The 13,127-nt window shown below is 37.2% G+C and carries 11 protein-coding genes, 1 tRNA gene and 3 pseudogenes; 2 read left to right on the top strand and 13 right to left on the bottom strand.

Annotated features, from left to right (window positions below):
* Positions 1 to 153: 153 nt before the first annotated feature.
* The 5 genes and pseudogenes from cas2e to C7K43_RS04705 form a co-directional block, all read right to left on the bottom strand.
* A complete protein-coding gene (gene cas2e / locus C7K43_RS04685; RefSeq protein ID WP_124005802.1) occupies positions 154 to 1,053 on the bottom strand; it encodes a type I-E CRISPR-associated endoribonuclease Cas2e in 900 nt (299 codons plus the stop codon).
* A 2-nt stretch (positions 1,054 to 1,055) separates the two neighbouring features.
* Positions 1,056 to 1,996 (bottom strand): annotated as a pseudogene (gene cas1e, locus C7K43_RS04690) (type I-E CRISPR-associated endonuclease Cas1e).
* A 3-nt stretch (positions 1,997 to 1,999) separates the two neighbouring features.
* Positions 2,000 to 3,391 (bottom strand): annotated as a pseudogene (locus C7K43_RS04695) (ISLre2 family transposase); the annotation flags it as partial.
* 147 nt (positions 3,392 to 3,538) lie between these two features.
* A complete protein-coding gene (locus C7K43_RS04700) occupies positions 3,539 to 4,783 on the bottom strand; it encodes a transposase (protein ID WP_124005803.1) in 1,245 nt (414 codons plus the stop codon).
* Positions 4,784 to 4,810: 27 nt separating this feature from the next.
* Positions 4,811 to 5,029 carry a hypothetical protein gene (locus C7K43_RS04705; protein WP_124005804.1) on the bottom strand — a complete coding sequence of 73 codons (219 nt, stop codon included), beginning with the start codon at positions 5,027 to 5,029 and terminating at the stop codon, positions 4,811 to 4,813.
* Positions 5,030 to 5,264: 235 nt separating this feature from the next.
* Between C7K43_RS04705 and C7K43_RS04710 the strand changes: the two genes are divergently transcribed.
* Positions 5,265 to 5,474: a hypothetical protein gene (locus C7K43_RS04710; protein ID WP_124005805.1), complete on the top strand. Its 210-nt coding sequence runs from the start codon at positions 5,265 to 5,267 to the stop codon at positions 5,472 to 5,474.
* Positions 5,475 to 5,481: 7 nt separating this feature from the next.
* On the opposite strand, the gene C7K43_RS04715 is transcribed toward C7K43_RS04710, so the two are convergent.
* On the bottom strand, positions 5,482 to 6,612 hold the full coding sequence (locus C7K43_RS04715; protein WP_124005806.1) for a Fic family protein: 1,131 nt from the start codon (positions 6,610 to 6,612) through the stop codon (positions 5,482 to 5,484).
* Positions 6,613 to 6,747: 135 nt separating this feature from the next.
* A complete protein-coding gene (locus C7K43_RS04720; protein WP_124005807.1) occupies positions 6,748 to 7,551 on the bottom strand; it encodes a glycerophosphodiester phosphodiesterase family protein in 804 nt (267 codons plus the stop codon).
* A 273-nt stretch (positions 7,552 to 7,824) separates the two neighbouring features.
* On the opposite strand from C7K43_RS04720, the gene C7K43_RS04725 reads away from it, so the two are divergent.
* On the top strand, positions 7,825 to 8,031 hold the full coding sequence (locus C7K43_RS04725) for a tyrosine-type recombinase/integrase (RefSeq protein WP_264371084.1): 207 nt from the start codon (positions 7,825 to 7,827) through the stop codon (positions 8,029 to 8,031).
* A 207-nt stretch (positions 8,032 to 8,238) separates the two neighbouring features.
* Here the strand turns inward: C7K43_RS04725 and C7K43_RS04730 are convergent, their stop codons facing one another.
* From C7K43_RS04730 to C7K43_RS04755, 6 genes and pseudogenes are all read right to left on the bottom strand, one after another.
* On the bottom strand, positions 8,239 to 9,594 hold the full coding sequence (locus tag C7K43_RS04730; protein ID WP_124005808.1) for a transposase: 1,356 nt from the start codon (positions 9,592 to 9,594) through the stop codon (positions 8,239 to 8,241).
* Positions 9,595 to 9,813: 219 nt separating this feature from the next.
* Positions 9,814 to 9,887, bottom strand: a tRNA-Arg gene (locus tag C7K43_RS04735).
* A 78-nt stretch (positions 9,888 to 9,965) separates the two neighbouring features.
* On the bottom strand, positions 9,966 to 11,141 hold the full coding sequence (locus C7K43_RS04740; RefSeq protein ID WP_124005809.1) for a GNAT family N-acetyltransferase: 1,176 nt from the start codon (positions 11,139 to 11,141) through the stop codon (positions 9,966 to 9,968).
* A gap of 78 nt (positions 11,142 to 11,219) precedes the next feature.
* Positions 11,220 to 12,411: pseudogene (locus C7K43_RS04745) on the bottom strand (PTS sugar transporter subunit IIC).
* 28 nt (positions 12,412 to 12,439) lie between these two features.
* On the bottom strand, positions 12,440 to 12,760 hold the full coding sequence (locus C7K43_RS04750) for a PTS lactose/cellobiose transporter subunit IIA (RefSeq protein ID WP_124005810.1): 321 nt from the start codon (positions 12,758 to 12,760) through the stop codon (positions 12,440 to 12,442).
* A gap of 21 nt (positions 12,761 to 12,781) precedes the next feature.
* Positions 12,782 to 13,099 carry a PTS sugar transporter subunit IIB gene (locus tag C7K43_RS04755; protein WP_124005811.1) on the bottom strand — a complete coding sequence of 106 codons (318 nt, stop codon included), beginning with the start codon at positions 13,097 to 13,099 and terminating at the stop codon, positions 12,782 to 12,784.
* Positions 13,100 to 13,127 lie beyond the last annotated feature (28 nt).

A 13,127-nucleotide genomic window follows, 5' to 3' on the forward strand; every position in this document is an offset into this window, starting at 1 on the left:
ATATAAAGAGAAAGACTGTACTACAAAACTTGAGTAAGTTACCCCCGCATGTGCGGGAAAGACCAAACAGCTTACGCTGAGGGCACACAAAGTACAGGATCACCCCCGCATGTGCGGGAAAGACAGTAAAAGATTCCTATAAAAGCGCCGTTTTTAGTTCATCATTTTCAAAAATTTATTCACTTTTGTCGATAAATGGTAAATTATTCTAGCATCCTCTAAAGCTCGATGAGACACATGATTATTAAATCCATAACTTGGCAAGACAGTTTTTAATTTATAATCTTTGAGAAGCATTTTTTCTCTTTTAATATAACGGATTAAATCATAAGATTTATTTGTTATCTTTCTTATTTCGCATTCTTCTAAGTAATTGTTTAGAAAACGAAGATCAAAACCAATACCGTAACCAACAATATCAAAATCTTCTATAAAGTCTACAAATTCCATTAAAGAATCTTTCAAAGGTTGCCCACTATCCCTTAATAATTCTTGAGTTATTCCAGTTAATTCAGTAATTTCTGTTGGTAAATTTCCCACATAATTAATCAATCTGTGGAAGTTCATTAGCTCTCCCTTCTTAACCTTAACTGCTCCAATTTCAATAATTTGATTCTTTTCGTAATTCAAACCATCTGTCTCAATGTCAACTACTACATAATTATGATTTGGTTCATTGGGACGGGATTGCTGACTAGAATATTTTTTGGCTTTTCGAAATTTTGCCGCATCACTATACCCCTTGATATAATTAGCTCCACTAGATTCATCTTTGACTTCTGGCAACATCACAAGCGGAACCCCATCATAATCAACTACTTGACGTTGAGTATTTAACGTTTCAAATTGATATCCAATTTCATTTTGATAAACGTAACTCATTGTTGCTTCTCCAGTTGAGGCACTTTGGGTTACTCTCTCCCACAGCTGTTCTCGTATTTTGGTATTAAAGTTTCCCACATAAACGCCCGTCGCTATTTCTTGCATCCACTTGGTTAAATCTCCTCGAAGCGAGTTAGGAACTTTTTTTAATGTAATAATAGTAAATGGCATCGTTATGGCACCTCTTTGTAGTTAACCCCATGTTTAACTAACCTGTCTTTATCATCCCATAGATTAATAACATCGATAAACATCTCTTCATCTGCTTCCACATCCATAAGATACTGCAAATCCTTAACAATCCTTTTCATAATTTTTCCGTCTACGAAAGCGTCACGCACTCTTAATCGAGTTTTTCGTCCGATATCCTCATCTGGCAAACTTTCGCCTGCTATCTCAAATGCAATTGGTATCGTTAAATCCGCTTTATAGAGATCTGCTATATCATAAACAAATGCTAAATCATGTCCAGTGTGTACAAAACCTAAGCCTGCTGACATGCCTAAAGCAACTATAATACTATAAACAAGCCCGTATAAAGAAACATGAGCAGCTGACAAAGCTTTGTTAATAGGAGTGCCAGATTCAAAATCATCAGTATTGTATTCTCTTTTCGTCCATTCCACATCGTGAATTTTAGACTGAGTACGATAAACATTCCGCACTCTGGCTCCTTCTCTTCCTCTTAACTGCTGCATAGTTAAATTTGATACATCTTCACCAGGAAACGCATTTGATACATTTTACGGGCTACTGACAACCTTGAACGCTTATTCGACACGAGTCTGGCCTGTTTTTCTAATAAACGGCTGGAATGTGCAAGAGCACGTCCATGGGCGTAATGTCTAACTCCGCGTTCCCCCACCCAAACCATACTTGTTCCTATATCTCCAATAAGTTCAATTGCTCGATGACTTATATCTGTACCTGGACCCAGCAGTAAAACTCCAACCATTGAAGCCGGAATACGAACAATTCCTTTACTACTAGCAACTGTAATTGCACTATCTTGACGATTAATTTTCGCGTGTTCAATATAGATAAAGGTTACTCTATCACCAATTCTTGGTAATTCATTAAGCTCAGTTTTTTTAGCTCCACTATGTTTTTTCATACTCTAAACTCCTGGAATAACTGTCATCATGCCAAAGCCATATGCTTTTTTCTTACCAAAGCCTGCCGTCAATGTCTTTCTAAAAATGGTAGCATCTTTAATTGTCAATACACCTTCATAGGTAACTTTACTCAATCGAAGGTTCTTTTGCCGGTTTTTTTTTAAAACCTCAAAGCTGCGTTCTGTAATAAAAAAATCTTCTGTATTTAATAAAAATCCATTTTTTTCTGAGCGTTCTAGCAAAAAAGTAAGTTGATCTTCCTCTGACAAGTATGGCACTACTCTTCCCCGTTGTTTCCCATCTTGTTTCTTAGAAATAACTGGGTTTAAAACAATTTTAAACCGCACTCGCATATCATCGGTCAGCGAATGCAGAAAGCTATCATAGTCCTTACTACGAGCGCTCCCCGCTACACCATACTTTTCAAATAAATGTAAATCTGGTTTGTCAGGACTAACCACTAACAAATACTGTTTTCCTTTCAATTGGTCAACTCGCCACAACTTTCTTGATCTTTCCTTTAAAAGGACTTCCTGCATTTTCGGTTGAAGTTGCGGGGCGAAATACAAACGCTCTTTGATTTTTCGCTGCACGTGATAGCGATCGCGGAAGTGCTCATGTCGTAAACAACCGAGCGCCAATTCGTCAAAGACCGCTTTTTCATAACCTGAACCCCCATCACTGTTGGAAACCACAACCGTATCTGTCAAATCGTAATTCGCCTGGAGATAATGCATCATTTCTCGTTGGGCTTTTTGTCGATTCAGATCACTGATAAAATACGGGTGGATCAACGTCGAGCGTTGGCCATCTTTTTGCTTTCCTTCACACACTTGAAAACGATGAATTTCGAGGGATTGTTTTTTCTGTCCATGAATTTGCACACCGTCCCCTTCCAGATAAAGAAATGGCACTTTTTTCTTCTCTACAACCCCGTCATAACGTTCTTCACGCGTGCTTCTTGCTTGAATAAGTGTTCCGGTTTGAACAACTAACTGCTGGACATTTTGATGGCTCATACTCCACGACGTTAAACAATCAATGGCTTTGGCGACATGGCGATAGACCATCATCGAACCTAACTCAGCGACGTTTCGCAGCACCAATGAACTATAACGGCTTCCTTTACGAATCCCTAAAAACTTATCGAGCGGGTAATAAATATCGCCTGCCGCGTTTTTCATTCGTCTTCGATGGAAGGTCACGGTGCCAAAAAGAAAGGTCACCGTCCGGGAGCTTTTTCGATCACTTTGATAGCCTTGCGCTTTGGCTTCGATAAAAAGCTCATCATCTAACTGGCGAAAGGCCTCTTGTGCTAAGAAAATGATCAGTTGGGAAAAGAAGTGCATCATCGCCTTTTCTCGTCTTAAAAAGGAGGTTTCCTTTGAATTTACCCATTTTACGTAAAGGACCGTGCGAACCCTGTTATTTTATTGGTTTTTTCTTTTTAGTGAGATTTAGGTGCTACTTTTACGAAAATAAGACACACAAATAGCACGCACAAAATAATGTGCGTTTTTTAAAAATATTCAATTATCGCTTCACACAGCGAGCGCGAGTTGATGAGCCCTGGGCCGTTTTTTCACCCTTTTATAGGCTTGAATCCCCGTCGAATCAAATCGAAGGATCTCGGCCAGCCCTCGAATGAAGCGGTACAGCTTCAAGCGGATCTTTTGGTCCGAGAACGTGGCTTTGGCACGATGAAGCACTTGTTTGACATAGCACGTTTCTTTTTCTAATAATAGGCTATGATGCCCGATCAAATAACTCACGAAACAATGGATCAAGCGTAAGCTATTGAGGTGGAGCGTACGTACTTTCTCTAAGTGGTATTCTTGTTTTTGGACCCGAAAATTTTCTTCAATCCGCCAACGCGTTATATAAGCTTTGACGATCGTTAGGACGTCTTCTTTGTTCTTAATGGGGTGATTGGTCAATAATTTCATGGGTTTTTGACCGTAGCCGTAGACGACCACCATATTTAAGGGAACTTTCGGTAAACAGGGAAGTTCTACGGGAATATGAGAGACTTTCAACGCATAGTTTTTGCCTTTAATGGTCGAAGAAAACGCGATTTTCCCTTTTCTTCTTAACGCTAAGTTAGGCACCTTGATCCGTTTATTCTGATACTTTAGGTAGCGCTTATCTTGGAGCCGAACGATAAAGGAAGCGTCTTGCTTGTGCATAAATGTGAACATATCGTTACTATCGTACCCACGATCCATAACGAGCGTATAGGGTTTTTCTTGAAATAAATGCTTCACCAGGTTTAATCCTTTATAGGTTTCCACATTCGTACTGTCAAAATATTCTTCCGCAGCCGAAAACAAATGGGAATAAATCGGGATTGGATGTTTCGTCCTGGGGGAGGCAATGGCGATATTGGCTGACATATACCCTTTTTCTATGCCATCACGCGATCCATCATGAACACGAGCGAGCGCTTCAAATTGTTCGCCGAAAGGCTTCGTGATATCGGAGTTATCGACGATGACCAGCATATCTTCCTGCAAATGAGATTGAATGGATTGTAAATAATTCTGGTGAAGCCCCTGAAAATCGTCAAAATCTGCCCCGCGATTGGACAAACGTTTCACGGTATAAAGAAGGCGCGTATCCTCTTCTAAAGCGCGTGCGATATCAGATAGGAGCGGGGACCGGCTTTTGACTATGCCAAAAACCATATCGAATATAAATTTTTGATCCGGTTTGGCCAATCCTTGCGCGAGTTTCTGGGAAAATTGAAAAAAATCTCGTTTTACTTGATAAATATCGGTCGGATTCATGGTATAATACACCTAGCCTTTCGTTGTTTATGGTTTGTTTTGGTGCAACTTAATAATACCATAGCGGAAGGCTTTTTGTGTCCACAGATTGGCCTTGTGGATAAAGAAAAACCGCACCGTTGCCCAGTTTTCCACTGGGGATAACGGTGCGGTTTTTCTTTTATTGGATAGGCCCTTCAGATTTTGGGTAAATTCAAAGGTTTCCTCCTTCATTACTTTAACTAAATCTGTTATAATAGACTCCATAAGAAACCGCCTCTGTTATTAGTGCCTGTCACAGCCCAATAACTAGAGTAACGGTTTCTTTTTTATTCGTCTAGGGTTGACCTCAATAAATTTTACACTTAGACATTGGAATGTTGATTTTAGTGATTGTATCTTTAGTGTTAGTTATATTAGATAAACAGCCTAAATGGTTAGATATCATAGTATTATTAGGAATGCTGATTCTGCTATTAACAGACAAGAAAGGTTGGTTTAAATGACAGAAAATAAAACTTCTGAAGCGCAGTTGCGTGCAAATCGTGAGTATCGCAAAAGGATAAATGAGGATGAAGAGAAGAAAAAACATCGTAACTACATGACTTCTAAAAGAACAGCTAAGTCCTTTATTAATAGCAAGGCTACACTAGAAGACATTGAAGAACTAGAACAATTAATAGAAGAACGAAAAAAAGCCCTGTCGGAGTGACGGGGCTTTACAGCAATCTTAGTAAATCATAGTTAACATACAACTTATTTTTTTTCTTTGACTTATCTACGTCAATTAAATCTAAATCTACTAATTGGTTAAGTGCCTTTCTTGATGTTGAAACTGATACGTCTAAATGGTCAGAAATTTCTTTAACCGTAACGAATGGTTTTCTAAATGTAGTAAGCCAGACATGATTGATTATTGAAGAATCCTTGCTTATCTTTTGAAGACCTAGGGAAGCTAAACTAGTTATCCCATCCAACTTATCCAACATACTTTTAGCCATTCTGTTGCAAGCATCTAGAAAAAAATTGATCCAAGAAAACCAGTCTGGTGAACTCCCTCTAATCCCATTCAAAAGATTATAATATCGTATTCTTTCTTTCTCAAGTTCGTCACTTACAAAAAAAACTGGTTTATTAATCAAACCATCTTGCATAGTATTCAAAACAATAAGTATCCTACCCATACGCCCATTACCATCTAAAAAAGGATGGATAGATTCAAATTGAGCATGCATGATTGCAGTTTTAATCAAAATATCAGAATTTTCATCTAATAAAACTGAGTCAGAATTTGGATTCTTCTGAAATGACGGATGCGCCATAGAATTAATAAAGTATTCTAAGTTTGTCATATATGAACTAATTTCATTTGCCCCTATTGGTATATAACTAGCGTCCTCTATTCTATTAGTAGGACCTATAAAATTTTGAATTTTCCTATATTCTCCTGCATTAGCGATTGTACCTCTAGTGTTTTTTCCCATCAAAATTTTATGCAAATTTTGAATCAACCTTGTAGAAATTGGGTTACCCCCATGGATTAATTCAATTCCCTCTGATAGAGCATTCATATAATTCTCTACTTCAGTAACTTCGTCGCTCTTATTCTTTTTTGTAGCTTCTTCAATCATGTCAGCAAAGGTAACTTGAGTTCCTTCTATTCTAGTTGATTGTACAGATTCACTCAAAGTTAACATCTGTATTAACTGCGAGTTTACTACAGAATGTTCCAATTCTGCATTTAACTTCCCAATCAAAGATTTTATTTCAGCTACTTTCTGATATAATTGTAAAGCCTCATTGGTAGTAACGATTGGAGGTAAAAAATTTATACCTTTAACTGCTGACATTTTACTCTCTCCTATTCCCTTTTTAATGAACATATTATTACATTTTATTTGATAAAAATCAACAAAAATAATCAAATAGATTTCAAAAAAGCCTAATCATAAAAAAACTGCTCACTTAAGAACAGGACTAGTTTATTAAAGATCGTCCGGATTAATTTCATCAGTTTCGACAATTGGCACATCGGAAGATTCCAATTCCTTAAATCGCTCATCATTATTAACGTTATAAACTTGATAAACTATCTCAGTTTCGTTTAATTTATTGAGCATTGATTCGGTAGCGATGTCGTCTGTAATAGATAGTAGCGCACACTCATAATCTTTAACTTGTTGTATCTCTTCATCAATACTATCTTTAGGGTCATATAGCCAAGACACAGTAGCATCGGGGTAACTTTCTACAAATTCGTCACGAATATTTTTATCACTTAATACAAAAAAAGAACGTTCGTAAACGTCATACTTCTTCAATGTATCCACGATAGATTCAATAAATTTATTATCTTCCCAATCTCCTTTTGAGCCATCAACATTTACAATTAAATTTTCTTGACTTATTTGTTTTACAGCTTCTTTAAAGGTAGGAATTTTTAATTCTTTATTCTTATACTTTGGATATTCAGACGTATTTATTTTTAAATTTTTAAGGTATTTGTTCGTGTGGTTCTCTAACTTTCCTTTTCCATTAGTTGTTTTATCTAACTTTTTATTGTGCATTAAAAAGTTCGTTCCGTCCTTACTTTCTCGTACATCAATCTCCACACCATCATAACCTAAATTTGCCGCCTGTGATATCGATTCGATAGTATTCTCTGGTGCACCGATATGGGCTCCTCGATGAGCAATTAAATATGTATCTTCATTATCAAACCAATCCTTTGAAGTACATCCTGAAAAAATAAATAATAATAGGATCATTAATCCAGCAAACCGTTTCATTTCTTCACCTCATAGTAATACTAACAAAACGTCACAAAAAAATACATATGTAAAAAAGCCGCCGCGATTAAGCGAAGGCTTTAGTAGTTAGTTAACAGATGAATTAATTTTAGATGACGTAACCCTCGAAATTATGAAAGTTTTTAAAAAAAGACAGGAAGCCTTATTTAGAAAGCTAAACGTAAAAAATTCAAAACAATTTTTTTACAATGCAGGAGACGGGCTTATCTCTCATAACGCCGCTTTAAAAAAATTAAAAAGTTACAAAACCAATTGGATATTACTCCAGAGATAACATTGCATGGTCTAAGACACACCCATGCTAGCGTCATGATTTATAAAGGTACAGACATTTTAGCAGTATCCAAACATTTAGGTCACAAATCTTTAAACGTGACAATGTCGACTTACTCGCATGCAATTAAAGAATTAAAAGAACGTGAGGATGAAAAAATTAAATCAATTATGGATGATAATTGAATCAATTTCATAATTGCTCTTTTTAAAAATACACAGATCTGCAAAATTCTTAAAACTCTATTTTCTGAAAATTCATGTGAAAAACAACTTGTAAAAGCAACACCAAACTAGACCCTTTATTTTCGTTTTTTTAAAAGGGCTTCAAGGTAATGTTGATTAAATACGACCAATAGTTGGTTCTTCAATACGATCAGATCCAGTTTCCACCTAAGCAGCTTGTTGCTGACTTAACAGTAAACGAATACGATCACTTGCTAATTTTGATGCATTATAAATAAGGGTTACGATGTCAAAGTGAACTTTTGCGCGTTTTCCCGTTCGATAACGTACATTGTTGAGCTGAAAATATTCTTTTAAATAAGCATTAACGCGTTCTACTGCTGAGCGACGTTTGGATATGTTTTTCCATGCCTTTGATCCACGAGCGGGTGCTGTATATCTCCTGAGGTCTGTAGTAATTTTTACTTTATAAACCTTTTGGCAGATCCCTTCGTTAGCTAAAGGACAATCATTACATTCTTTTGGACGGGTGTATTTCAACGTTTCGTATTTGGCATCGAAACTATCATAACGATAAGAATGCTCCCTGAAACAGGTGGGGGCAAAGTGTTTATCGAAGCCAATAGGCTCCCCTTCATTTTTCTGATTGTAAGCAATGACAGATTGGTTCCTTATTCGATGAACTTGTTCGTAAATTGGGTCATAGTCATAACCAGCGTCCATTGTTTGGTAGTTCAATGAAGGTAAGAATAGGCGTTCATCCATGCCTTTTAATAATGGGATTGCCGCTTTTCCGTCATTCAGATTACCAGATGAAAAAAGAGACTGTAAAATATACTGGCTGGATGTACCAACGGCTAGGTGTCCTTTGTAGCCATACCAATAGACATTTTTGCCTTCACTGTTCTTTTTTACACCCCATTTTGGGTCCTGAGGAACTTCAGCCCGGAGTTTACTTAAAGGCATATCTAACTGTGCTTCTATTTTCTTTTCGAAAATTGGAAGATTCGCTTCTTTCTCTGCCTGTTCGATAAGCCATTGTTCACGCTCTTCCTTAGGTTTACGCCCACGTTTTTTCGGCTCGGCTTTTGGTTTTTCTTCTTTTGGTGGGGCTTGATCACGTGCTTCAAAATGGGTTGCGTCAATTGCGGCGGTATCATCCATGATAAAGCCTTCCGCAATCGCTTGAAGAACTACTTTTTCCCGCTCATTCTCTAAAACGTTAGATTCACTCAGTTTTGTCACGAGTCGAGAATAGGCAGCTTCAGACGGGGTGTTATCAGACACAAGAAACCCACAATTCAATTTAAAAACAAAGTCATCATTCAGGCGCTTAACGAGGTCTTTAATCGTTGGGATACGCTCAACAATTCGTACGAAGAAAGAAATAATCATCGCTGAATAATTCAAATCTACTGGTGCACCAAGTCGTGACTTTTTGTTTATTTCATGGTAGATCGCATCCAAATCTATCGCTGTAATCATCGATTCATAACGTTGGGTAGGTGCCATCTCGTATAATTCTTGGATGCCAAATAAGCTTTGTTGTCGTATAATGGTCATAGGGAGTACGCCTCCAGTCTTTTTTTGGTTGTTATTGTCAACTACCATTATACAGGATTGGGGGAGGTACTGCCTTTTTTGTGTGTCAAATCCCTTGAGGCACAAGAGCTCGGAATTATGAAATTCACTCAATTATAAAAAATAAAAAGCATTTGGCACATTTTTGGCACAAGTCAGGCGAGAAACGCCTTTAAATAAACGTTTCTCGCCTGACTTAAACGTCCCTGAGAGGATTCGAACCTCCGACCTACTGCTTAGGAGGCAGTTGCTCTATCCTACTGAGCTACAGGGACAATAAAAAAGCTACACTCTATTCTATCGCTTAGTCTGCAAAAGAGCAAGACAATTTCAGCGATAAAATAGCGTGCGAATTAAAAATAATCTTCTAATATAGGAACTTGTTGTGGTGTTAGTTGCTTAATAGTGTCCACAATTTTTTCATCAACTTGCACTAACTCATGGAAAACCAATTCATTTATAGAACAATATCCTAAAAATAGTTGTGCAAAACGTTGAACGCTAATTTTTAATTCAGGAAGCTGAGTAGCAGTTACTTTACGAATTTCTGGCTGCTCAGCCTCAGCTTTAATGAGCTCAAAAGTTCCCTCATTCCAAGGCGCATATTTGTCCTTCTCAATGGTAATGGCAAAAGACTCTTTTAAGTTTTTTAAAGAACATTTTCGCAGAAAAGCTTCTATATCAACAATTCGTGCCATCATTTCAGGGCGAATCGTCGCTTGTGTTATTGGTTTGTCTTGCAAGAAAAATCCTTCGTTTTTGTCATAACCTTTTTCATAAACAATCCGATCTGTTGAATCTTTATGCGAAGCAATATACCGATTTAGTCCTTTATAAGCAGCTCCGGTCAGATTCAACCAGCGTGTACAGTTAAATTTTCCGTTCTCAATTTGATAAATCAAATAGCCTTCTGCTTGATCTTGCTCGTTATAATAAATTGCAAAATAATAAGTATGTGAGATAGAAAATTTATATTCATACCACCAATCTTCACGTAATACACCGCCATGCTTGTGTTGATCCGATCGTTGGTCAATTTGTTTGATAGCATCTTTTGCTTTTTCCCAAGTCAATCTGCGTACATATCCATCTGATTTTGGACTATCTGGCCATTCTGAACTTTTTACATCATAACAAATTCGTTCGAACGTTAATTCATACCCATATCTTCGATAAAAAGGATAGGAGAACGGATCAAGATAAGAAAGTAAGATGCCATTTTCATAGCAATCGACTAGCATTTGTTGCATCAATTGATCGATGTTTCCTTGTCCACGAAACGACGGATCCGAAGAAACAAAGCCAATACCAGCCATATCAAATATTTGATTGAATAATTGAACTTTTAACGGGGTTGCAATAATTTGGCTTGCTAGTTGCTGGTCAAAAAAAGCCCCATAGACTGTCGAATGTTTAAATAAAGTCCGTAGTCCGTCTTGATGTTGCTGGTCATCCGTAAAACGAAAAGCATATTGCGCCAATTGGTAACTTGCTGCAAAATTTTCGTCATATAATTTTTTAATTGTCACTGGTTCACCTCATTGTATAATTATTTAAAAAAAGCTAAGATAAACGGTAGTATACGCCTATCTTAGTTTATTATGTTATTATTCTGCAACTTTTTTTAATTCTTGATCTACACCAAGTTTAACAAATGGAACGTAAATAACAACAGATAAAATTAAGTTTACCGCAGCTAAAACCGCGCCGGCAAAGCTTTGAGTTGCTAGAAATCCTCCGATAACAGGCGGAGTTACCCATGGTGGCATGAAAGTAGCTACTGGAACTATTCCTAAACTTGTAGAAAAATAAGCCACGCTAACCAAAACCATAGGAACAATAATAAATGGAATAAACATAATGGGGTTTAATACAATTGGTAGACCAAACAACATTGGTTCATTGATATTAAAAATACCAGGTCCCACGCTTAGGTTATTAACCACTCTATACGCTTTGTGCTTTCTTCCTACTAAATAAATCGCAATAATTAGACCTAAAGTCGCTCCTGTTCCTCCTAAGTTAACAAAACTATCAATAAAAGGTTTATTAACGATATAAGGAGCAATGTCGCCATTAGTAATTGCGTTTGCATTAGCTTCAATAGCTGGTGCGTTGATCGTTTGCATAAATGGATCGATCATATTTGCTCCATGTAAACCAAAGAACCACAAAAACGGTGTAATAAAGGCAATTAATAACGCCGACCAGTAGGTACTAGCCATACCCATAAATGGTTGTTGAACGGCTTCGTAAAATGAATTAATAATGTCTTCAACGCCAAAAGCAGCAAAAATTGCAGATACTAGACCAAAAAGAGTAATTACAATCATCGCAGGCAATAAAGCTGCAAAAGATTTTGCTACTGCCGGTGGTACACCATCCGGCATTTTAATGACTAACTTATCATTGCCAATTAGTGGTAGACATCCCAGTTGCCCCACCTATAGTAAAGAATGAAGCTAGTGAAACGATCCCAGTAGCAACTGGATCTTTCCCGTAATCTTTAGCTAAGTTACTAGCTACTAAATAAGCAATCATTACGGACAATACAGCAAAGGTGCCTTCCCAAACTGAATCGCCAACGCCTTTCCAAGATTCATTAGCAAAAATTGAATTCATTAATTCTTGAAATCCAGGAACGGGCAAATTATTAATCATCGTTGCTAAACCACCCAGAATCAACAGTGGCATCGTCACCATAAATGAATCACGAATCGCAACCAGATGTCGTTGTGAACCAATTTTTGAAGCAATTGGCACAAACTTTCCTTCCATAAAACGCACAAATGTATCCATTTCTTCCTCCTGTTACCTAACCTACATTTTATTTTTCGTCCAAACGACGATATAGATCAATAATTTCTGTTGCTAAATCTTTAAAGGCAATAGCGGTCATCAAATGGTCTTGTGAATGCACTGCAAGTAAAGTAATATCCATATGTTTGCCCTGTGCTTCTTCAGTCAGCATTCCTGTTTGTGAATGATGGGCTTGGTTTAATGACTCATCAGCATCTTTTAATTTTTGATCGGCTAATTCAAAATCGCCTTTTTTAGCCGCTGCAATAGCTTCCATCGCATCGCTTTTGGCGTTACCACCATACATAATTAAACCCATCACTGCTTCTAGGTTTTCTTGTTCATCCATACAAATGATTCCTCCTATTTCTTATCCCATCAAGCTTTCCGCTTGTTGCAAGACATTTTCGCCGTTCATCATCCCGTAGTCAGACATGTTAATCACATCTAGCGGAATGCCTTTAGGTGCTAAACGTTTTTCAAAGTCGCCTTTCATAAAACGTACTTGCGGACCTAATAATAGCACATCTACTGGTTTGGATTCTAAATTTTGATCTGCTTCAGAAGATGAACAAGCAAAGATTTCTGCGTCCATTCCCTTATTTTCCGCTGCTTTTTGCATTTTTGTTACTAACAAGCTAGTACTCATACCAGCCGAGCAAACTAACATAATTGTTTTTTTCGCCATTTTTTCCACTCCTCAATTTTTATACTTA

The sequence above is a fragment of the Tetragenococcus koreensis genome (assembly GCF_003795145.1).
GTDB classification, from domain to species: Bacteria; Bacillota; Bacilli; order Lactobacillales; family Enterococcaceae; genus Tetragenococcus; species Tetragenococcus koreensis.